The 20847-nt window shown below is 57.7% G+C and carries 20 protein-coding genes and 1 pseudogene; 6 read left to right on the top strand and 15 right to left on the bottom strand.

Annotated features, from left to right (window positions below):
* Positions 1 to 105: 105 nt before the first annotated feature.
* A complete protein-coding gene (locus CAter10_RS06105; protein WP_061532720.1) occupies positions 106 to 921 on the bottom strand; it encodes a creatininase family protein in 816 nt (271 codons plus the stop codon).
* Between the two features lie 412 nt (positions 922 to 1333).
* On the opposite strand from CAter10_RS06105, the gene CAter10_RS06095 reads away from it, so the two are divergent.
* Entirely contained in the window at positions 1334 to 3529 is a 2196-nt protein-coding gene (locus CAter10_RS06095) for a TonB-dependent siderophore receptor (protein WP_061532718.1), read from the top strand.
* 104 nt (positions 3530 to 3633) lie between these two features.
* On the opposite strand, the gene CAter10_RS06090 is transcribed toward CAter10_RS06095, so the two are convergent.
* Together CAter10_RS06090 and CAter10_RS06085 are read right to left on the bottom strand one after the other, a co-directional pair.
* Entirely contained in the window at positions 3634 to 4017 is a 384-nt protein-coding gene (locus CAter10_RS06090; protein WP_061532717.1) for a nucleotide pyrophosphohydrolase, read from the bottom strand.
* 53 nt (positions 4018 to 4070) lie between these two features.
* The gene (locus CAter10_RS06085) at positions 4071 to 4571 is read right to left on the bottom strand and encodes a DinB family protein (protein ID WP_061532716.1); all 501 of its coding nucleotides are present in this window, start codon (positions 4569 to 4571) and stop codon (positions 4071 to 4073) included.
* A 145-nt stretch (positions 4572 to 4716) separates the two neighbouring features.
* On the opposite strand from CAter10_RS06085, the gene CAter10_RS06080 reads away from it, so the two are divergent.
* Together CAter10_RS06080 and recJ are read left to right on the top strand one after the other, a co-directional pair.
* Positions 4717 to 5811, top strand: a complete 1095-nt coding sequence (locus CAter10_RS06080) for a hypothetical protein (protein ID WP_061535191.1) — start codon at positions 4717 to 4719, stop codon at positions 5809 to 5811.
* Positions 5808 to 7502 (top strand): single-stranded-DNA-specific exonuclease RecJ, encoded by a 1695-nt coding sequence (recJ, locus tag CAter10_RS06075; protein WP_061532715.1) that lies wholly within the window; start codon positions 5808 to 5810, stop codon positions 7500 to 7502. Before CAter10_RS06080 ends, recJ begins: the two co-directional genes overlap by 4 nt.
* 198 nt (positions 7503 to 7700) lie before the next feature.
* Here the strand turns inward: recJ and CAter10_RS06070 are convergent, their stop codons facing one another.
* The 3 genes from CAter10_RS06070 to CAter10_RS06060 all read right to left on the bottom strand — a co-directional run bounded on the left by CAter10_RS06070 (position 7701) and on the right by CAter10_RS06060 (position 10197).
* The gene (locus CAter10_RS06070) at positions 7701 to 8705 is read right to left on the bottom strand and encodes a GlxA family transcriptional regulator (protein ID WP_082797809.1); all 1005 of its coding nucleotides are present in this window, start codon (positions 8703 to 8705) and stop codon (positions 7701 to 7703) included.
* Positions 8693 to 9295 (bottom strand): DJ-1/PfpI family protein, encoded by a 603-nt coding sequence (locus CAter10_RS06065; protein ID WP_061532714.1) that lies wholly within the window; start codon positions 9293 to 9295, stop codon positions 8693 to 8695. The genes CAter10_RS06070 and CAter10_RS06065 overlap by 13 nt, the downstream gene beginning before the upstream one ends.
* Positions 9296 to 9432: 137 nt before the next feature.
* Complete coding sequence (locus tag CAter10_RS06060; protein ID WP_128082997.1) at positions 9433 to 10197, bottom strand: hypothetical protein; 765 nt, start codon at positions 10195 to 10197, stop codon at positions 9433 to 9435.
* A 220-nt stretch (positions 10198 to 10417) separates the two neighbouring features.
* Here CAter10_RS06060 and prfB point away from each other — a divergent pair.
* The 3 genes from prfB to CAter10_RS06045 all read left to right on the top strand — a co-directional run bounded on the left by prfB (position 10418) and on the right by CAter10_RS06045 (position 14162).
* Positions 10418 to 11522 (top strand): peptide chain release factor 2 gene (gene prfB, locus CAter10_RS06055; protein ID WP_128082996.1). Its coding sequence is split into 2 segments (ribosomal slippage): positions 10418 to 10498 and positions 10500 to 11522, totalling 1104 coding nucleotides; the frame shifts between segments, so codons are not numbered across the junction.
* Positions 11523 to 11609: 87 nt separating this feature from the next.
* Positions 11610 to 13136 carry a lysine--tRNA ligase gene (gene lysS, locus CAter10_RS06050; protein WP_061532713.1) on the top strand — a complete coding sequence of 509 codons (1527 nt, stop codon included), beginning with the start codon at positions 11610 to 11612 and terminating at the stop codon, positions 13134 to 13136.
* A gap of 336 nt (positions 13137 to 13472) precedes the next feature.
* A complete protein-coding gene (locus CAter10_RS06045) occupies positions 13473 to 14162 on the top strand; it encodes a glycine zipper 2TM domain-containing protein (protein ID WP_061532712.1) in 690 nt (229 codons plus the stop codon).
* 93 nt (positions 14163 to 14255) lie between these two features.
* Here the strand turns inward: CAter10_RS06045 and iscX are convergent, their stop codons facing one another.
* The 9 genes and pseudogenes from iscX to iscR form a co-directional block, all read right to left on the bottom strand.
* Complete coding sequence (gene iscX / locus CAter10_RS06040; protein WP_061532711.1) at positions 14256 to 14450, bottom strand: Fe-S cluster assembly protein IscX; 195 nt, start codon at positions 14448 to 14450, stop codon at positions 14256 to 14258.
* Positions 14451 to 14491: 41 nt separating this feature from the next.
* Positions 14492 to 14830, bottom strand: coding sequence for an ISC system 2Fe-2S type ferredoxin (gene fdx / locus CAter10_RS06035; RefSeq protein ID WP_061532710.1), 339 nt, complete (start codon positions 14828 to 14830; stop codon positions 14492 to 14494).
* Between the two features lie 48 nt (positions 14831 to 14878).
* Positions 14879 to 16744 carry a Fe-S protein assembly chaperone HscA gene (hscA, locus tag CAter10_RS06030; RefSeq protein ID WP_061532709.1) on the bottom strand — a complete coding sequence of 622 codons (1866 nt, stop codon included), beginning with the start codon at positions 16742 to 16744 and terminating at the stop codon, positions 14879 to 14881.
* Positions 16745 to 16772: 28 nt separating this feature from the next.
* Positions 16773 to 17386 (bottom strand): annotated as a pseudogene (locus tag CAter10_RS06025) (LysE family translocator).
* Positions 17387 to 17423: 37 nt separating this feature from the next.
* Complete coding sequence (gene hscB, locus CAter10_RS06020) at positions 17424 to 17939, bottom strand: Fe-S protein assembly co-chaperone HscB (protein WP_061532708.1); 516 nt, start codon at positions 17937 to 17939, stop codon at positions 17424 to 17426.
* 115 nt (positions 17940 to 18054) lie between these two features.
* A complete protein-coding gene (iscA, locus tag CAter10_RS06015; RefSeq protein WP_014007106.1) occupies positions 18055 to 18378 on the bottom strand; it encodes an iron-sulfur cluster assembly protein IscA in 324 nt (107 codons plus the stop codon).
* 86 nt (positions 18379 to 18464) lie between these two features.
* Positions 18465 to 18869, bottom strand: a complete 405-nt coding sequence (gene iscU / locus CAter10_RS06010; RefSeq protein ID WP_061532707.1) for a Fe-S cluster assembly scaffold IscU — start codon at positions 18867 to 18869, stop codon at positions 18465 to 18467.
* A 72-nt stretch (positions 18870 to 18941) separates the two neighbouring features.
* Positions 18942 to 20195 (bottom strand): IscS subfamily cysteine desulfurase, encoded by a 1254-nt coding sequence (locus CAter10_RS06005; protein ID WP_061532706.1) that lies wholly within the window; start codon positions 20193 to 20195, stop codon positions 18942 to 18944.
* Positions 20196 to 20212: 17 nt separating this feature from the next.
* Positions 20213 to 20707, bottom strand: a complete 495-nt coding sequence (iscR, locus tag CAter10_RS06000; RefSeq protein ID WP_061532705.1) for a Fe-S cluster assembly transcriptional regulator IscR — start codon at positions 20705 to 20707, stop codon at positions 20213 to 20215.
* Between the last annotated feature and the right edge of the window lie 140 nt (positions 20708 to 20847).

Below are 20847 nucleotides of genomic sequence, written 5' to 3'. Positions count from 1 at the left end.
GCACCGCTGACAGACAATGCGAGGCGTGACAGCGGCGAAAATTAACATGCATAATGAAATCCGTTATTTAGGAAGTAAGAATATTAAAAAGAGTCCGAGACTTTACTAGCGGGCTGCCGTATCCGCCTTGAGGGCGGCAATGGTCCGCGACACAATCGCATCGATACCCAACTGACCGAGTTCAGCGGTCGACCGGCGCGGATCACCGCCATAGACACCATCAGCGAGCCCAAGTTTCTGACCGCTGCGCAATCGGTCCTGGCGCACCATCTGCGGTGCTACTGCAAGCAGCAGCGAGGTATCTGCCAGCCCCGCGTGGGTGCCGATCTCATCATCGCGGAAACCGTGCTGGCGCAGTATTTGCGCGAAGCCGTCCGAGCTGCTGGCGTAATACTCCGGCGGCACAATTGCGCGGGCCGGCGAGCCGGACCAGGCTTTATTGAGGCTCGCCACCACTTTCTTGATGTCGTTCTGATAACCGCCGTGATCGCCCAAGAAAACGATGTTCTTGAAGCCGTGAACCTTGAAGCTATTGGCAGCCGACTCCAGCATTTTTTCAAAGACGTCATCCGGAATCGTGATGGTGCCAGGGAAGCGCATATGCGATGTCGGCGGCGCGGTATTGCCTTCCGGGACATACGCGATGACCGGCGCCACAAAGGCATTGCCCAATCCTTCAGCAATGCGTTGCGACAGTATCTTCACGCGCACATTGTGCTTGCCGAGCGCGACATCGGGGCCGCTCTGCTCGGTGGCGCCGATGGGAATGATGATGGTGGTCTTGCCGGCCTGGACCTGGTCGCGCAGTTCGGTCCAGGTCAAGTCTTCGATGAACACTGTTTTCGGTGCTTGCGCAAAGGCGAGGTGGGAAGCCGCGAGAAAAATGAGGGAAACGAAAGTTTTTCGTACAGGGAAATGCATGCAGGTTCCTCAGGGAAAATACGGGTCAAATCTTGAAAAGCGAATCCCGTGTCGACGCCAGGACACAGGATTGATACGCAGCGACTGCGCCTAATTCTACTCCTCGCGGACGAGGATCGAGCACACGGCAATCGCATGAGCGCTTCCGAATTTTATGCCGAGATGCGTTTTTGCGTCGCCCTCCCATTCGGCTTGTATCGGGCAATGCGCAAGCAGCGGCTGAGATGCCGCGCGTTCGTTTTTCGCATGGGCCTCGCTTCGCCGCCGTCTTCGTATCACATCCTGAGGAGGCTAAACGCCGGCCTGCACAGAAAAATCATCATCAATCACCAACAAGTCAATTGCGAATGATTATCATTTGCTATAATTCCGCTGCATTACAAAAAACAAATAGCCAGGCGAGGATAAAGTTTTGAAAAAGAAGATAGTGGGAATCTGTTCGCTCGTGCTGACGCACGGCGCGATAGCGGTCGACATCCAGAACGACCAGACATCCAGGCAATCCGGCAGTCCAATTACAGTGGCGGCAGGCAGCGCAGGGAACAATGAAAATGTGTTACCAACGGTGTCGGTGAAGGCCAACCGCGATGCCGATCCGAAAGCGGAAAACGGTTACCAGGCAAAGCGCGCATCGGTCGCCAGCCGCAGCGATGCAGCCCTGATCGACGTGCCGCAAGCGGTCACCGTCGTGACTTCGCAATTCATCCAGGACCGCCAGCCGAGCAGCCTGGCGGAATCGCTGGATACAGTATCCGGCGTGCGCATGGGTAATACGCTGGGCGGCACACTGGATGCAATCATCAAACGCGGCTTCGGCGACAACCGTGACAACTCGATGCTGCGCGATGGCATGCTGTCGGTACAGCCGCGTAACTTCACGCCAACCACCGAGCGCGTCGAAGTGCTGAAAGGCCCATCCTCGATGCTGTACGGCAGCATGGATCCGGGCGGCGTGATCAACGTCATCAGCAAAAAGCCGCTGCTGGAAACCCAGCGTTCAGTCACTGTTAGCGGCTCCAGCTATGGCGGCATCAGCGAGCAGGTTGACCTGACCGGGCCGATCGGCGATTCCGGGCTGGCATATCGCCTGATCGCCGATCACCAGCGCACCAACTACTGGCGCAATTTCGGCGAGACCACGCAATCGGTGGTTGCACCTTCGCTGGCCTGGTACGGCCGCGACACCACGCTGTCATTCGCTTATGAGCACATGAACTATTCGGTGCCGATCGATCGCGGCACCATCATCGACCCGCGCACCGGCAATCCGGTAGCGGTGCCCAAGGACCGCCGCTTCGACGAAGCCTACAACGTCTCTGCCGGGCGTTCCGACGCAGTCAACCTGCGCTTCGAGCACCGCCTCAACCAGGACTGGACGCTGCGTGGCGGCTACGGCTTCAGCCGCAGCTACTACAATGACTGGCAAGCCCGCGTGCTGTCGGTCAACTACAATACCGGCGTCGCCACACGCCGTGTCGATTCCACCCAGAACGGCGTGCAGTCGGCGCATACGCTGACCTTTAACGCTGAAGGCAAAGTGCAATGGGGCGGCATCCAGCACGACATCGTCGGCGGCGTTGACTACATGCGCAACTACCGGGTGCTGGCCGACCTGTACCGCGGCCCGAGCAATACCCAGTTCAATATCTACAACCCGGTGTATGGCGTCTTGACGCCGGCCGGCAGCAAAATCAGCCCGGCCGACAGCGATCAAACCGACAAGCTGATCTCGCGCGGCATCTTCCTGCAGGATTCGATCCACCTCGATTCACGCTGGATCGTGCTGGCCGGCCTGCGCTATGAATATTTCAACGAACTGACCGGCAAGGGCCGACCGTTCATCGTCGGCAGCCAGGTCGCCGCCGGCCGCACCACGCCACGCGCCGGACTGGTCTACAAATTGGCGCCGGACTGGTCGATGTACGCCAGCTACAGCGAATCGTTCAAGCCCAACACATCGATCGCCACACCAATCGGCACGTTGCCGCCCGAACTGGCCAAGGGTTATGAAATCGGCTCGAAACTGGAAACCGAGCAATTGACGGCGACCGTGGCCGTGTTCGACATCCAGAAACGCAACATCCAGACTACCGAAACCATCGGCGGCATCAACTACACCCGTAACGCCGGCAAGGCACGTTCACGCGGACTGGAACTGGACGCCAGCGGCCGCATCACGCGCGACCTCAGCCTGGTCGGCAGCTATGCCTACACCGAGGCACGCTACGCCGACGATCCCAAGCTGGCCGGCAATCCGTTGCCAAACACGCCCAAGCATGCTGCGTCGCTTTATCTGACTCGTGATTTCGGCGTCTCGCGCGTCGGCCCGGTCGAAGGCCGCGTGCGCGCCGGCGTCGGCGCCCGCGTGTTCAGCAGCCTGCCGGTAGGCGACGGTACCGGCAAGGTCTACCACTTGCCATATGGCCGCGTAATGGATGCCTTCATGTCGTGGAATACGCTGATAGAAGGCCAGGCGATCGATTGGCAACTCAACGTCAAGAACCTGTTCGACTCGACCTACTACACCTCCAGCTGCTGCAGCGGCACGCCGTTCGTCAGTATCGGCGCAGCGCGTGAAGTGACGCTCAGCGCCAAGCTGAATTTCTGAGGATGACCGGGAACCGCGCCAATTGCCGAGCCACGTGTCCCGGCTCCGACGATCCTTCGGTCAATTTCCTTGCCCCGTCCGTGGCAAGGAAATCAACAACAAGGTCAGGTGCCCTTATAGTCCTTGTACTCATCATATTTGCGCGCATCCCCGCGCACCTTGTCGGCCGGATATTTGGCGCGGTTCAACACCATTTTCTCGGACACGGCCGCATTAAGATCGACATCGAGCTTGTCGGCCAGCCGCACCAGATAAACCAGTACGTCGGCCATTTCGTGCCTGACCTGCTCCAGCTTGGCGGCGCCAAGTTCCTCGCGGCTGCCGGTTTGCAGCCATTGAAAGTGTTCTAGCAACTCTGCGGCTTCGACGCACAACGCGGAAGACAGGTTCTTCGGCGTATGAAATTGATCCCAGTCGCGCTCGTCGACGAAGGTACGGATCGTTTCGCGGATCGTGGCAAAATCGCCGCTCGCTGTTTGCTCTGCCATGGTGGTGCTCCAATTATTGCGTCACAAGCCATGAGGCAAGCAACTTGTCCCCGTTACGCACGAGCAGCTTCAGGCCGATGCAGGAAAACCGTCAGCGTATCGCGTTGCGGCGGCAAACCCAGCTGCGCCAGGATGCGTCCAACCGCGCCGCGATGATAATTGCCGTGCGTGATGACATGCAACAGCATCTCACTGCGCGACATCCGGCCTGGCTTGCCATCGACAAAGGTGAAATCGATAATCTCGGCCAACTCGGATTCCGATACATTCTTGGCATAGGCGAGCAACCAGCGATCGGTTTCCCGCATTGCCGCGCGCAAGTCTTCCAGCGTCGGCGTTTCAGGCGTATTCAATCCCTTGTATTGATGCGCTTGGCGCTGCAGATTGGCTTCGAAAATGCGGTCCACCACATAGACATGATTTAGGATGCGCGTGGCGTCATGCCGTTCACGCTGTTGCGTTTCCGGCGACAAGTCGAGCAGCGCCGTGAACAACGTGTCGTTGGCCCAGGCTTTGTATTCAAAGAGAGTAGCGAGCAGGTTTGATGAGTTCATGGCGGCTGGCTTGTGATGGAGGAAGTGCGATTCCAAAGTAATCCAATCATTTTATGAGAAGCGCGCTTCTTTTGCAGGCCAATTGTACAGAGCCGCTTCAACCCGCTAATTCGCCTCATATCCCGGTATGCCCTACAATCGCGGCATGAGTCATTTAGATATCCTATTGCCATTCGGCCTGCCGCCGCCAGAACTGGCACGCGATTTATTGCGTGAATTGAAACTACCTGCCCTGGCCACCTTGATGGCGCGGGCCAAGTCCGGCCGTCATCGTCAACAGTTTGATGATTTTGCAAGAGCTCTGCCGCATGAAGCGTGGCTGGCATCGCAATTTGCGTTACCGCCGTTCGCTGCGGCCGATGGCGCATCCACCGAGGAGCATCAGAACAGCCCTGCCCTAGCTTGCGCCACCATGCGCTCACTCGGCCTGGCTGCTGACGATGGCGCCTGGTTCATGCTACATCCGTCGCATATTCATATCGCCCGCGACCACCTAGTGCTGACCGATATTCGCCAGATCAACCTGTCCGAAGCCGATTCGCGCACCCTGTTTGACGCCGCTGAACCCTTGTTCGCTGAAGTGAGCCGACCGCTGCGCTACGGCAACGCCAACACCTGGTTCATGCGCGCCGACGATTGGCAAGGGCTGCTAACCGCCACTCCCGACGCCACCTGCGGCCACAACATCGATATCTGGATGCCGCAAGGCGACGGCGCCGCAGCATGGCGCAAATTGCAGAATGAAGTGCAGATGCTGTGGTTTGCGCATCCGTTGAACGAACAACGGGCAATGCAAGGACTGCAAGCCGTCAATTCCTTGTGGTTATGGGGCGGAGCGACGGCAGCGCCGGCGCCAGCCACGTCAGGTGAACGGCGTGACGTGTTCAATCTGCCGAATAGTCTCTCAGGACTCGGCCAATATGCCAAGACAGCCTATGTCGACGCCAGCGCGGCCGATATCATCGCCACCAAACCCGAGCACGCGCTGCTCACGCTGGATCAGTTGATCCAGCCGGCGCTGACCGGCGAATGGTCGGGCTGGCTGCAACAGATGCAGGCGCTCGAAAACGAATTCTTCGCACCGCTGCTGCAAGCGATGCAGCAAGGCCGGCTGGATAGCCTGTCGCTGTATATCACCGACAATGCCCACCTGCTTGAATGGACCGCCAGCCGCCTCTCACTCAAGAAATTCTGGCTCAAGCCATCACTGAGCGGCTTACTGCCAGCGCATTCATCATGACTCGTATCGTTACCCGCCCCTACCCTTTCCGCGATTCCGAACGGCTGCGCCAAAGCGGTGTCCATCCGGTGCTTGCGCGCGTCTACACCGCGCGTGGCCTGCTTGATGTCAAGGAACTGGAAAGCGAGCTGACCGCATTGATCCCGCCGTCTGGGCTGCTGCACATCGACGCTGCGGCCAGCTTCCTGGCCGACGCCATCGCCGCAAAAAAGAAAATGGTAATCGTCGCCGACTACGATTGCGACGGCGCGACCGCCTGCGCAGTCGGCCTGCGCGGTCTGCGATTGCTGGGCGCGAACATTGACTTCATCGTGCCGAACCGCTTTGAATACGGCTACGGCCTGACGCCGGAAATCGTCGAGCTGACCGCGCGCGAAAAATCGCCCGACATCATCGTCACGGTCGATAACGGCATCGCCAGCATCGACGGTGTGGAAGAGGCCAACCGGCGCGGCATCGAAGTGGTGGTCACCGACCATCACCTGCCGGCAGATACGCTGCCGGCAGCGGCAGTCATCGTCAACCCGAACCAGCCCGAATGCGGCTTCCCGAGCAAGAACCTGGCCGGTGTCGGCGTCATGTTCTATGTGTTGCTGGCGCTGCGCGCCGAAATGCGCAAGCGCGGCGTATTCGATGCCAAGACGCAACCAAAACTGGACGTGCTGCTCGACCTGGTAGCGCTCGGCACCGTCGCCGACGTCGTCAAGCTCGACGCCAACAACCGCATCCTGGTGGCACAAGGCTTGAAACGCATGCGCTCCGGCCGCATGCATGCGGGTGTCGCTGCACTGTTCCGCGCCGCCGGCAGAGAAGCGCGCCGCGCGACGCCCTTCGATCTCGGCTTTGCGCTGGGGCCGCGTCTGAACGCCGCCGGCCGCCTGGCAGACATGGCGCTCGGCATCGAATGCCTGACTACCGATGACGAAGGCCGCGCCTGGGCCATCGCCCAGCAGCTCGACACCATCAATCGCGAACGGCGCGATATCGAAGCCGGCATGCAGGACACCGCGCTGGCATTGCTGGACGATTTCAAGCCGCAAGACAGTACCACCATCAGCGTGTTCGACGCGTCCTGGCACCAAGGCGTGATCGGCATCGTTGCTTCTCGCTTGAAGGACAAGTTTTATCGGCCCACCATCACGTTCGCACCGGGCGGAGAAGGCTTGATCAAGGGTTCCGGCCGTTCCATTCCGGGCTTCCATCTGCGCGACGCGCTGGATCTGGTGTCCAAGCACGCACCCAACCTGATCCAGAAATTTGGCGGCCACGCGATGGCGGCCGGTTTGACCATCCGCGCCGACGCGTTCGATACCTTTGCCGCTGCCTTCGAAAAAGTCGGCCGCGAATGGCTAGGACAAAGTCAGTTGGAGCGCGTGATCGAAACCGACGGACCTCTTGAAGATGCCTACTACACCACGCAGTTCATTGAATTGATGGACGGCCAGGTGTGGGGTCAGGGCTTTGCGCCGCCACTGTTTTGCGACGAATTCCGCGTGGTCAGCCAACGCATCCTGAAGGAAAAACACCTGAAGCTGCTGCTGGAACGCAATGGCACCCGCTACGATGCGATCTGGTTCGGCCACACCGATGAATTGGGCAGCAAGGCCAAAGTCGCATTCCGCCTGGACGCCAATGAATATAACGGTGTAACCAAGGTACAATTGATGGTTGAGCACGCTGAACCCGCGTGAAACGGCTGCCTTAACAGCTTGTAATCCGCAGACCATTAATTGGGGTCAGAGTCGAATTGTTACCGCCAAAAATTCGACTCTGACCCTATTTAATTTCCCTCGGATGTCATGGCTTGCGCTCTGTAGACCGTCAAATGGGGGCAGAGTAACTTTCGCAAAAATCGCGAAAAAACTCCGACCCCATTTAACTATTGCGAATCATCCGACCACACGTTGCTGGCTTGGCGGCAGGCTTTCGAATTTGCTCCACACGCGACGTAATTGGCGGGTTGAATTGAAGCCGGCCTGCTGCGCCACCTGCTCCATATCCAGCTTCGATTGCGTCAGCAACTCGCGCACCAGGGCCACCCGGATGCGCTGGATGTAGTCGACCAGGCTGCTGCCGGTATGTTCGCGGAACAGGCGCGTCAAATGGCGTTCGCTGGTGCAAGCGATATCGGCCAGTTGCTGCAGGTCCCAATCGTTGGCCGGGTTGCCGATCACCGCATCCTGCACCCGATGCACTGCCGGATGCAAATGATTACGACAAGCCAGCCACGGCGACAGTTGCGGATCGCTGCCAGCGCGCCGCATGTACACCACCAGCGAGCGGGCAATCGATGCGCTACGGGCATGGCCAGTAATTTGCGCCACCACATGTAATGCCAGGTCGATCCCGGTCGTGACGCCGGCACTCGTGTAGACGTTGCCGTCCTCAACGAAAATCCGGTTTTCCTGCACATGCGCGGTTGGTGCGAGACGCCGCAAATCGTTGCAGTGGCTGTGATGCGTGGTGCATTGACGTCCATCGAGCAAACCCGCATAACCGGCCAGCAAGGCGCCGGTGCAGATGCACAGCAAACGATGCGAGGCAAGCCAATGCGTGCGCAGCCACGCCACTGCGCGTTGATCGGCGGCGCTGCTGAAGTCGTCGTCGCTGCCGGTGCAACCGTTGAGCACGATAATGGCGTTGGCGGGCAAGCTGTCCGGCAACGCGCCGAAACCTGTCAGGCCAAGACCAATTGATGTGCTGATCGAGGACGCTGCGCTGATATAGCGGACGTCGAAAAAATTCACCCGTCCCTCGCGCTCGGCTATCCTGTTGGCGTAACGCAGCACCTCCGCCGGACCAATCAGGTCAAGCGCCATCGTAGCGTCGCGCAACAGGAAATACACCGGGATGGTGATCTCCTCGCCTGACATGCCGTCGTTTATTGCAGCCATCGGTACTCCATCTGTTTGGCGGTGGCGTTCGCCAGAGCCGCGCCGGCCAATCGCTCGACCAGATGCAAGCCCATGTCGACACCCGCCGATATGCCGCCGGAAGTCACCACTTTACCGCAATCGACCCAAGCTACGTCGCGCTTGACTGCAAGCGCAGGAAAAGCTGCCTGCAAGTCATCCTGATCTTCCCAGTGCGTCGTGGCATCCAGACCATCCAGCAAGCCGGCCTTGGCCAGCAGGAAGGCGCCGGTACAGACCGATGCCGTGATGACGGTACTCCCAGATTGCGCTGCGATCCAGGCAATCACGGCGTCGTTATTGACGATAACGGAAACGTCACCGCCCGGCACCAGCAGCACATCCAACTCCGAAGATGGCAACAGCACGCAATCCGGCAACACTTTCATGCCACCGCGTGCACGCACCGGTCGCATGTCCGGCGCAACCAGAAAGCAGCGGAACAGGCTGCCTGCGGCGATGCCGCCGTTGCCGCGCCCATGCACTCGGGAAGCTGTGGAAAACACTTCATAAGGACCTGAAAAATCCAGGATTTCCACGTCATCAAAAACCAGTATTCCGACGCTCAACATGTTGTTAACCTCATTCAATGCACGGACACCCCGGAATCGGGTTGCCATCGTTGAGGATCATGTTATGCGTCGGCGGGATGTCGCGAAATACCTCTGCTAGACATATTGCGGACAAAACAGGACATGCGTGGAAATAATCAGCGCACCGGTAAAAACTGTAGGAAAGTCCCGCCCACCAGGTTCTGCACGTAACTTATGCCGGCCCGCCGGTATTTCTCGGTAGTGAACTCGGCCAGCAAATCGATGCGGGCAATCACCTTGCCGAACTCCCTCTCGAAACTGATGTTGTGCTCGCTCTCTGAGATGTCGTTCGACAGTAGCAGCGGCTGGCCAGCAGGATTTTTGCGGCTGCCGAGAATCCACGCGGCGATTTCCATGTTGCGGGCGGCGTTGTACAGGTATTGGGCGTTGAGTCCGTCAATCAGGTAAAACTTGGTCTTGCCGCCGTGGGCGACGATGATCATGTCCGCTGCGCCGTAAATAAACGCCGCCGCACGATCGCCGCTGAAAGCCGGATCAAGCGCCAACGACAGTGCCTGTATGTCATGCTTTCCTTGCAGTTCGGGCCACGGCTGGCGTGCCTCGACTGCCTCGCGTACGCGCTGGATTGCCAACTCACGGCTGGCGGCGGTCTTTTTCCACTCTGCCGGGTTGCGTCGGTACAACTTGTCCAGCAAGCGATACAGGCTATCGAGATTGTCGTGCATGGCCAACGTCGCCATGCGGTTGACGTCTGACTGCGCCAGTTCTCCACCGCTGGTGGAAGCGCCCTGGACTTCGCCGTGCGGCGCAGGTGTGGGCGCCAGCAAGCCGCAGGCGCCAAGGCTTAGGCATAATGGCATCACCAGCAAGAAAGATGGCAAATCGATACCAAATTGGCTGCTTTTTGCCTTAATCGTCATGGGCGGCAAGGCCTTGCGGGAAAATGATCAAGCGTGCAATCCATTGTAGAGTAGAAGATTGCGAGTTCGATATCTGTCCTGTCGTAATGGTTCACCTATGGCTGACATTTGTGCATATTTGCCAAAAAACAGCCTCCAATCCGTAGCAAAACGCAAACAGCGGCGCCATCTGCCATAGCGCTGGCGTATAATTTAGGGTTTGATTGCAAAAGAGCCGAAAATGGAAGCCGAACGCTTAAATTCCCTGCAAAACCTGCTCGCGGACCTGACCAGCCGCGAAGCTGAACTACGGAGGTATCTTTGACTTCGATACGAAGTTAGAGAAACTCGACCAGGTCAATGGCGAACTGGAAGATCCGGAAGTCTGGAACGATCAGAAGCGCGCCCAGGACCTGGGTAAAGAAAAGAAATCGCTGGAAGCCATCGTGCTGACGTTGACTAAGATCGAAGCCGATCTGCGCGACACCACCGATCTGTTCCAGATGGCCCGCGAAGAGCAGGACGAAGAAACGATAGAAGCTGTCGAAGCCGATACCGAGGAATTGCGCAAGCTGGTGGAAGGCATGGAATTCCGCCGCATGTTCAGCAATCCGATGGACCCGAACAATTGCTTCATCGATATTCAAGCCGGCGCCGGCGGCACTGAGGCGCAAGACTGGGCATCGATGCTGCTGCGCCAGTATCTGCGCTATTGCGAACGCAAGGGTTTCAAGGTCGATATTCTGGAACAATCCGACGGTGAAGTCGCCGGCATCAAGACCGCTACGCTGAAAGTCGAGGGCGATTATGCCTACGGTTTCCTGCGCACCGAAACCGGCGTGCATCGCCTGGTCCGCAAATCGCCTTTCGACTCCGCCAACGGCCGCCACACTTCGTTTTCCAGCTTGTTCGTGTACCCGGAAGTGGACGACTCGATCGATATCGAAGTCAATCCTGCCGATGTCCGCGTCGATACCTATCGCGCGTCCGGCGCCGGTGGTCAGCACATCAACAAGACCGACTCCGCGGTGCGTCTGACGCACATGCCGTCCGGTATCGTCGTGCAATGCCAGAACGACCGCAGCCAGCACCGCAACCGCGCCGAAGCGTGGGACATGTTGAAAGCCAAACTGTATGAACTGGAACTGCGCAAGCGCATGAGCGAACAACAGAAGCTGGAAGACTCCAAGACCGACGTCGGCTGGGGCCACCAGATCCGCTCTTACGTGTTGGACCAGTCGCGCATCAAGGATTTGCGCACCAACTTCGAGAGCGGCAACACCAAGGCCATCCTCGACGGCGACCTTGACGACTTCATCGCGGCTTCACTCAAGCAAGGCGTGTAATTTCAACGTGCCGCCGGCGATGTCCGCGGCACGGTCTTTCCCGCCGCACCACAGACGTTTCACCGCATCATTTATAAAGATACCGACATGACGACAGACAATCAGCAGCAACCTGTCCCGCAAGACGAAAACAAGATCATCGCGGAACGCCGTACCAAGCTCAGCGCCTTGCGCAGCCAGGGCGTGGCCTTCCCTAACGACTTCCGTCCGACCCATAAGGCGGACGCGGTGCAGGCAGAGTACGCTGGCCAGGATGGCGAAGCGCTGGACGCCGCCGCCGTCAAGGTGGTCGTCGCCGGCCGCATGATGCTGAAACGCGTGATGGGCAAAGCTTCTTTCGCGACCTTGCAGGATGCGTCTGGCAGCAAGGCCGACGGCCGTATCCAGCTGTTCATCACCAAGGAAAACATCGGTGAAGACAACTACGACAACTTCAAGCACTACGACCTCGGCGACATCCTCGGCGCAGAAGGCACGCTGTTCAAGACCAAGACTGGCGAACTGTCGATCAAGGTCACCACGCTGCGCCTGCTGACCAAATCGCTGCGCCCGCTGCCGGACAAATTCCACGGCCTGGCCGATCAGGAAACCAAGTACCGCCAGCGCTACGTCGACCTGATCATGAGCGAAGATACGCGCCGCACCTTCAAGGTACGTACCGCTGCGATGTCGTCGATCCGCCGCTTCATGGAAAAGAACGACTTCATGGAAGTCGAAACGCCGATGCTGCACGCCATCCCTGGCGGCGCCGCGGCCAAACCATTCATCACTCACCACAATGCGCTGGACATGCAGATGTTCCTGCGCATTGCGCCTGAGCTGTATCTGAAGCGTCTGGTGGTTGGCGGTTTCGAACGCGTATTTGAAGTCAATCGCAACTTCCGCAATGAAGGCGTGTCACCGCGCCACAATCCGGAATTCACGATGATGGAATTCTATGCGGCATACGTTGACTATCAATGGCTAATGAATTTCACTGAACAAGTGATCCGTCAGGCCGCTATCGATGCTCATGGCACCGCCGTCCTGACTTATCAGGGCCGCGAACTGGATCTGAGCAAGCCATTCCAGCGCTTGACGATCATCGGCGCCATCAACAAATATGCGCCGCAATATCAGGACGCACAGTTGCAGGATGCCGAATTCATCAAGGCCGAACTGAAGAAGTTTGGCGTCAAGCCACACGCCCATGCCGGTCTCGGCGCACTGCAGTTGGCGCTGTTTGAAGAAACCGCAGAAGCACAACTGTGGGATCCGACCTACATCGTTGATTACCCGGTCGAAGTATCGCCGCTGGCACGCGCATCCGACACCGTACCGGGCATCACCGAACGTTTCGAACTGTTCGTCACCGGCCGTGAAATCGCCAACGGCTTCTCCGAATTGAACGATTCGGAAGACCAGGCCGCCCGCTTCCAGGCCCAGGTAGCCGCCAAAGACGCCGGCGACGAAGAAGCCATGTATTTCGACGCCGACTATATCCGCGCACTGGAATACGGCATGCCTCCGACCGGCGGTTGCGGCATCGGCATCGACCGTTTGATGATGTTGATCACCGACTCGCCAAACATCCGCGACGTACTCTTGTTCCCGCACCTGCGCCGCGAGGACTGATAACAGTATGATGCGCCGCCGTTGATTTCCAACAAATCAACGACGGCGCAGTCAAATGGGGTCGGAGTTTTTTTTCGCGGCCTTTTGCGAAAATTACTCTGACTCCATTTGACGTCCCACGGAGTAAATACCCCCCGTCAAACTGAAATTAATTCGACTCTGACCCCAATTATTGGGAGTTTGTGGCGTAAATACGTTGCCCCTCAGTAAAATATTTCCAGATAGATTGAACTCGTTACATAAGGATACATCTGACACACTATCAATCTAGTGCTCAGCCAACAAACCTTTGATAATTACTTTACTTAACAAACAAAAGATTTTCTGGAGGTAATAATGGACAATCCGAAACCAAACAATCGCATTCATCCGCTGGTCGCTACCGCGGCTGTTGCAGTTACGCTGGCCAGCCTGGTAGGCGTAGCCGCGATGACTGGCCTGTTTCCTAGTTCACAAGGCTCCACTCCACAGCAAATGGCTGCGATGTCCGCAGCGCCGGGCGACTACAACTCGCAGCAGCAACCGCAACAACAATCTGGCCAGCTGACGCAAAATCAAAATGGCGCGCCAAACGGCCAGAATGGTGATTACCAGCAAGCGCCGAACCAGGCCGCTGCACCGATGCAACAAGCGCCCCAGCCAGCCTATGCAGTTGCCCCACGCCAGCCGGAAGCGGCTCCACAACCTGCGATCTGCCACAGCTGCGGCCGGGTTGAATCGATACAGGCGATCCAGCACGCAGCCAAGCCTAGCGGCGTAGGCATTGCAGCGGGCGCCGTACTAGGCGGCATCCTCGGCCACCAGGTCGGCCATGGCAATGGTAATACCCTGGCGACTGTCGCCGGCGCGGTTGGCGGCGGCTTTGCCGGCAACGAGGTGGAAAAACGCACCCGCACCAACACCACCTATCAGGTCGTGGTGCGTATGGACGACGGCAAGGCCCGCACTTTCCCACAATCGGGCGAGGGCTGGCGTGTAGGCGATCCGGTGCGAGTCGTCAACGGCCATCTGGAAGGACGCGGTTAAGCAACATCAGGTACAACAACGCTGCCAACAAAAAACCCGCTGTCGCTCAAGTGTAGCGACAGCGGGTTTTTCATTATGCAATCAATATTGCGCTTACTTTGCTTCGTCGATCCAGGCGGCTTGAATCGCCTCCAGGATTTTTTCGCCGGAACGCTTTGGATCGTCGTCGAAACCTTCCAGGTCTAATACCCATTTGTGCAGGTCGGTGAAACGAATCGTCGCCGGATCGATATCCGGAAATTTGTCGTACAACGTTTCTGCAATCAGCAATGTGTCGGTCCACTTCATTATGCTGCTCCCCTATTGGCAATTGCTACGATAGCGAGTGATTAATGGTTTTCGCTGGCGTGGTTGATCGTATACTTCGGGATCTCGACCACCAGATCTTCTTCACCGACGATCGCCTGGCATGACAGACGCGATGTGGCTTCCAGGCCCCACGCCATATCCAGCAGATCTTCCTCTTTCTCATCCAGTTCGCCAAGCGAGGCGAAGCCTTCACGCACCACGACGTGGCAAGTGGTACAGGCACAGGATTTTTCGCAGGCGTGTTCGATTTCGATATCGTGGTCGAGCAACGCATTGCAGACCGATTGGCCGCGTGGCGCTTCAATCACGGCGCCCTCTGGGCAGTAGGTTGGATGTGGCAGTACGACGATTTGGGGCACTTTGTTTACCTCGGGAATAGGTTGATTCTTTTTGAATGTATAGGGTTTTCAGGACACCTGATCCAGCGTCTTGCCGGTCAGCGCATCGTGCACGCTGCGATCCATGCGTCGCGCCGCAAACTCTTCAGTGCCATGCGCCAACGCATCGACCGCCGCTTTGATCGCCTGGTGATCGTTGCCCAGCGCTTTCGTGCGCACGTCGTCAATCAACGCAGCAATCGACATACGTTCCTCTTCAGACAGCAACGCAGCGTCCGCCTGCAATGCAGATTCGGTGGCAAGAACGATCCGCTCAGCTTCCACTTGTTCTTCCCGCAACGCACGCTGCTGCATGTCGACGTCGGCCGAAGCAAACGATTCCTGCAACATGCGGGCAATATCGTCATCAGCCAAACCATAAGACGGCTTGACACTGATCGATGCTTCCACACCGGAACGCAACTCGCGCGCCGACACCGACAGCAAGCCATCCGCATCGACCTGATAAGTGACGCGAATGCGCGCCGCACCGGCCGCCATTGGCGGAATGCCACGCAGCTCGAACTTGGCCAGGGAACGGCAATCGCTGACCAGCTCGCGCTCGCCCTGCAAGACCTGGATCGCCATCGCGGTCTGGCCATCCTTGAAGGTGGTGAATTCCTGCGCACGCGCGCAAGGAATGGTTGAATTGCGTGGGATGACCTTTTCCACCAGGCCGCCCATGGTTTCAATTCCGAGCGACAGCGGGATCACATCCAGCAACAGCCAGTCGTCGCCGGGAGCGCGATTACCGGCCAGCAGATTGGCCTGGATCGCGGCGCCCAATGCGACCACCTTATCCGGATCGATATTCGCCAGCGGCGTCGTATGAAAATAGTCGCCGACCGCCTTGCGAATGCTCGGCATGCGGGTAGCGCCGCCAACCAGCACCACGCCATCGACATCGTCGGCACTCAGATCTGCATCGCGTAGCGCCTTGCGGGTTGGCGTCAGGGTCTTGGCCACCAGATGCTTGGTAATCTCGTCAAAGATTTCCGACGTCAGCAGCAGATGCACGCGTTCACCTGAACTCAAGGCGGCATCGATGGTGACTTCGGCTTTGGTCGACAGCAATTCCTTGGCTTCGCGCGCCTTGACCATCAGCACGCGAGTGTCTTCATCGGACAACGGCGACAGTTGCGCCTCCTTGCTGATCCAGCAAAACAAGCGGTGATCGAAATCGTCGCCGCCGAGCGCCGAGTCGCCGCCGGTAGCCAATACTTCAAACACACCTTTGGTCAGCTTCAGGATCGAAATATCGAAGGTGCCACCGCCCAGATCATAGACCACGTAGACGCCTTCGGAAGCATTATCCAGGCCGTAGGCGATCGCTGCCGCGGTCGGTTCATTCAGCAGGCGCAACACGTTCAGGCCGGCCAGCTTGGCCGCATCCTTGGTGGCCTGGCGCTGCGCATCATCGAAATAGGCGGGCACGGTAATCACCGCGCCGACCAGATCGTCGCCCAGCGCATCTTCGGCTTGCTGACGCAGCGTTGCCAGGATTTCAGCGGAAATCTCAACCGGGCTCTTGACTCCGGCAACCGTCTTCAGCTGCACCATGCCAGGTGCATCGAGGAAATCGTAAGGCAGGTTCTCAGCGTAGGCGATGTCCTTCAGGCCACGGCCCATGAAGCGCTTGACCGACAGAATGGTGTTCTTCGGATCAGTCGTTTGCGCCGCCTGCGCCTTGTAGCCGATATGCGCGTTGCCGTTCGGCAGATAGCGCACGATCGACGGCAGCAATGGGCGGCCAGCCTCGTCGTTGAGTACCTCAGGAATGCTGTTACGCACCGTGGCGACCAGCGAATTGGTGGTGCCCAGATCAATCCCCACCGCCAGCCGATGCTGGTGCGGTGCGGTGGACATGCCTGGTTCGGAGATTTGCAGAAGTGCCATAGGGGTATCTTGCTTTTCGTTTATTGCTTTATTGCGGCAGAGCGATGCGAATGCCGAGTCCGATAAATGCACAGCCCGCCAAGCGGTTCATAGTGGTGGCGGCCGTTTTTTTGCGCTGGAAAAACGCGCCGACCATGCCGGAAAACAGGGCAACCGCACTGAATATTGCCAGCGCCTGCATAATAAATACGGCTGCCAGGAGCAACATCTGCACTGGGATATGACCGGCGCTGGCGTTGACGAACTGCGGCAGGAACGCAATGAAGAACAGCGTCACTTTCGGGTTCAGCATATTCGCGATCACGCTCTGCCAATAGATGCGCGACAGCTTCTGCGGTGCGGCATTGCCTTGCAGGTGTACTGCGGTGTGCGAACGCAGGGTGCGCACACCGATATAGATCAGGTAAGCAGCGCCGGCGTAACGCAACAACGAGTAAGCCAGCGGCGAAGCCTTGATCAGCGCGGCAAAGCCGAGTACCGCCAGCATCGTATGGAAAATCAGACCAGAACTGAAACCAAGTGCAGCCACCAAGCCGGCCTTGCGGCCCTGCGCAATGCCGCGCGTCAGCACATAGATATTGTCCGGCCCGGGGCCAGGGTCAGCGTCATTGCGGCGATCAGGAATAACCAGACTTCAGGCATGTTCGTACTCGGCTAATAATAATTGTCGTATCGTGATTTACGATTCGAGAACGGCGAATGCGTTGCCGATCTCTTCCCCAAATTTTTCCAGGAACATCAACTGCCGCACGTATTGCGCAGCCTGTTGGAAATCTCCGGCATCCAGCAAAACGCCAATGCGTTGCAGATCGGCCCTGCGCGCGGCGCGTAATTCCTCGTCCAGTTGCTCCAGGGCGGCCAGGTTCTTTTCCGCGCGGGCATCGTCTAGCGTTTCGCGCCATTCCATCTGCTGCATCAGGAAAGCTGTCGGCATCGCCGTATTCGATTCGACTTCCAGCGCCACGCCATTCAGTTCGCACAGATAGGCTGCACGCTTGAACGGGCTCTTGAGCGTCTGGTAAGCCTCGTTGGCGCGCGTCGTCCATTGCATCGCCACGCGCTTTTCGGCACTGGTGGCATTGACGAAGCGATCCGGATGAGTCTGGTTCTGCACCTCGTGATAGGCCTGCTCCAACGCAGATGTATCGAGCGTGAAACGTTGCGGCAACTGGAATAACTCGAAGTGATTTTGCATATTGAATTAAAACAAAAGCCTGTTGAAATGCAACAGGCTTGGGTCGTCCATCTCATCCATCGTGACACAGGTTCAACGTTCAATCAGACAATCGCGAAGCCCGGCCAGGATGGCGTCAAATCCGGAAGCTCTCGCCGCAGCCGCACTCGTCCTTGACGTTCGGGTTGTAAAACTTGAAGCCTTCGTTCAAGCCTTCGCGCGCGAAATCGAGTTCGGTACCGTCGATATACGGCAAGCTCTTCGGATCGACAAATACCTGAATGCCATGCGACTCGAACACGGCATCTTCGTCAGTCTTCTCATCCACATACTCCAGCTTGTAAGCCAAGCCCGAGCAACCGGTCGTGCGCACGCCAAAGCGCAGGCCGATGCCCTTGCCGCGCCGCTCGATATAGCGGTTGATGTGCTTTGCCGCTTTTTCTGTCAGTGTGATTGCCATAAACCGTCGATCTCTTTCCTGTAGCTCTATCGCCCCGCCGACAGCGACATGTTGTCGTCAACCGGCAGGTCGATGGTCACTAGTAATTACGCCGCTTGCTTCTGTTCACCAGCGCCATGCTTGGCTTTGTAATCCTCAACCGCAGCCTTGATCGCATCTTCAGCCAGGATCGAGCAGTGAATCTTCACTGGCGGCAACGCCAGTTCTTCAGCGATCTGGGTGTTCTTGATCGACATGGCTTGATCCAACGTCTTGCCCTTGACCCATTCGGTCACCAGCGACGACGAAGCAATCGCCGAGCCGCAGCCGTACGTCTTGAACTTGGCATCCTGGATGACGCCGTCGGCGCCAACCTTGATCTGCAACTTCATGACGTCGCCGCAAGCCGGCGCACCGACCATGCCGGTACCCACGGTTTCGTCGCCTTTTTCAAAGGCGCCGACGTTGCGTGGATTTTCGTAGTGGTCCAAAACTTTTGCCGAGTAAGACATTTTGCTGCTCCTTAATTTGACGCTGCGGTCACGCCGCAGAAGAATTTCTCAGTATCGCTCTCAATCTGCAACCTAGTGGGCGGCCCACTGAATGGTGCTGATGTCGATGCCATCCTTGTACATATCCCACAACGGCGACAGCTCACGCAGTTTCGCAACCTTGGTCTTGATCAGTTCGATCGTGAAATCGATATCTTCTTCGGTCGTGAAGCGGCCGATAGTGAAGCGGATCGAACTATGCGCCAGCTCGTCGCTGCGACCCAGCGCGCGCAATACGTAGGAAGGCTCCAGGCTGGCCGAGGTGCAGGCCGAACCGGACGATACCGCGATGTCCTTGATTGCCATGATCAGCGATTCGCCTTCGACATAATTGAAGCTGACGTTCAGGTTATGCGGTACGCGATGCGCCATGTCGCCATTGACATACACTTCTTCGATAGTCTGCAGGCCGGTCGCCAGACGATCACGCAAAGCCTTGATGCGGACGATCTCGGTATCCATTTCTTCACGGGCGATTTCAAACGCGGCGCCCATGCCAACGATCTGGTGGGTCGGTAAAGTGCCGGAACGCAGGCCGCGCTCATGGCCGCCGCCGTGCATCTGCGCTTCGATACGGACGCGCGGTTTGCGACGCACGTACAAGGCGCCGACGCCCTTTGGACCGTAAGTCTTGTGGGCAGTAAAAGTCATCAGGTCGACTTTCCACTTTTCCAGGTCGATCGCGACCTTGCCGGTCGCTTGCGCCGCGTCGCAATGGAAAATGATGCCCTTTTGGCGACACAGTTCGCCGATTTCCGGGATCGGCTGGATCACGCCAATTTCATTGTTGACCAGCATCACCGACACCAGAATGGTGTCAGGACGGATCGCCGCCTCCAGTTGTTCCAGCGTGATCAGGCCGTTGTCTTGCGGTTGCAGATAAGTCGCTTCAAAACCCTGGCGCTCCAGCTCGCGCACCACGTCCAGCACAGCCTTGTGCTCGGTCTTGACCGTGATGATGTGCTTGCCCTTGGTCTTGTAGAAATTGGCGGCGCCCTTGATGGCCAGATTGTTGCCTTCGGTGGCGCCGGAAGTCCAGATGATCTCGCGCGAATCGGCGTTGACCAGCTTGGCGACTTGCTCACGCGCATCTTCGACGGCCTTTTCAGCAGACCAGCCATACATGTGGCTGCGCGACGCCGGATTACCGAACTGCTCGCGCAGGTAGGGAATCATTTTGTCGGCAACACGCGGATCGATCGGCGTAGTTGCCGAGTAATCCATATAAATCGGGAAGTGAGGCGCCTTCAATGTGTCTATCAGGCTTTTTTCCAAGGGTGCGTTCATACTATTTTGAGCTCCAATCAAGCAACCAGGTGGGACCGGTGCATCACCACCACATTTTGTTCCAGGGTCTTCTTTTGCTGCGCGTGCTGCTGCGCATGTTGTTGATCCACCAAATCCTTCAGCGACACCGAATCCAGGTATTCAACCATCTTGGCGTTCAAGGTCGACCACAAATCATGCGTCATGCAACGACCGCCGCCCTCGTGGTCCGGGCTGTGGCAATTTTCCTTGCCACCGCATTGGGTCGCGTCCAGTGGTTCATCGACAGCAATGATGATGTCAGCCACGGTCACGTCTTCCGCTTTGCGCGCCAGGTTATATCCGCCGCCTGGCCCGCGCACGGATTCAACAATCTGGTGACGGCGCAATTTGCCGAACAGCTGTTCCAGATAGGAAAGGGAAATCTCTTGCCGCTCGCTGATGGCGGACAACGTCACAGGACCCTTGCCCTGGCGCAATGCCAAATCGATCATCGCGGTTACCGCAAACCGGCCTTTGGTAGTCAGACGCATGTAATCTCCACTTGCTTTAAGGGACGCCAAAAAAAACCGCTACGGCCTTCCAAGCCCCCTTTATCTATCCGTTAAGCCCTTATTCCGAAATCTGAATAGTTTGTGACAGTATACCAAACTTGAGTGAATCCGTCAGGTAT

Source organism: Collimonas arenae, assembly GCF_001584165.1.
In the GTDB taxonomy this organism is placed as follows: Bacteria; Pseudomonadota; Gammaproteobacteria; order Burkholderiales; family Burkholderiaceae_D; genus Collimonas; species Collimonas arenae.
Note: the sequence above shows the minus strand (reverse complement) of the source record. Positions and strands in the feature narration are given on the sequence as shown.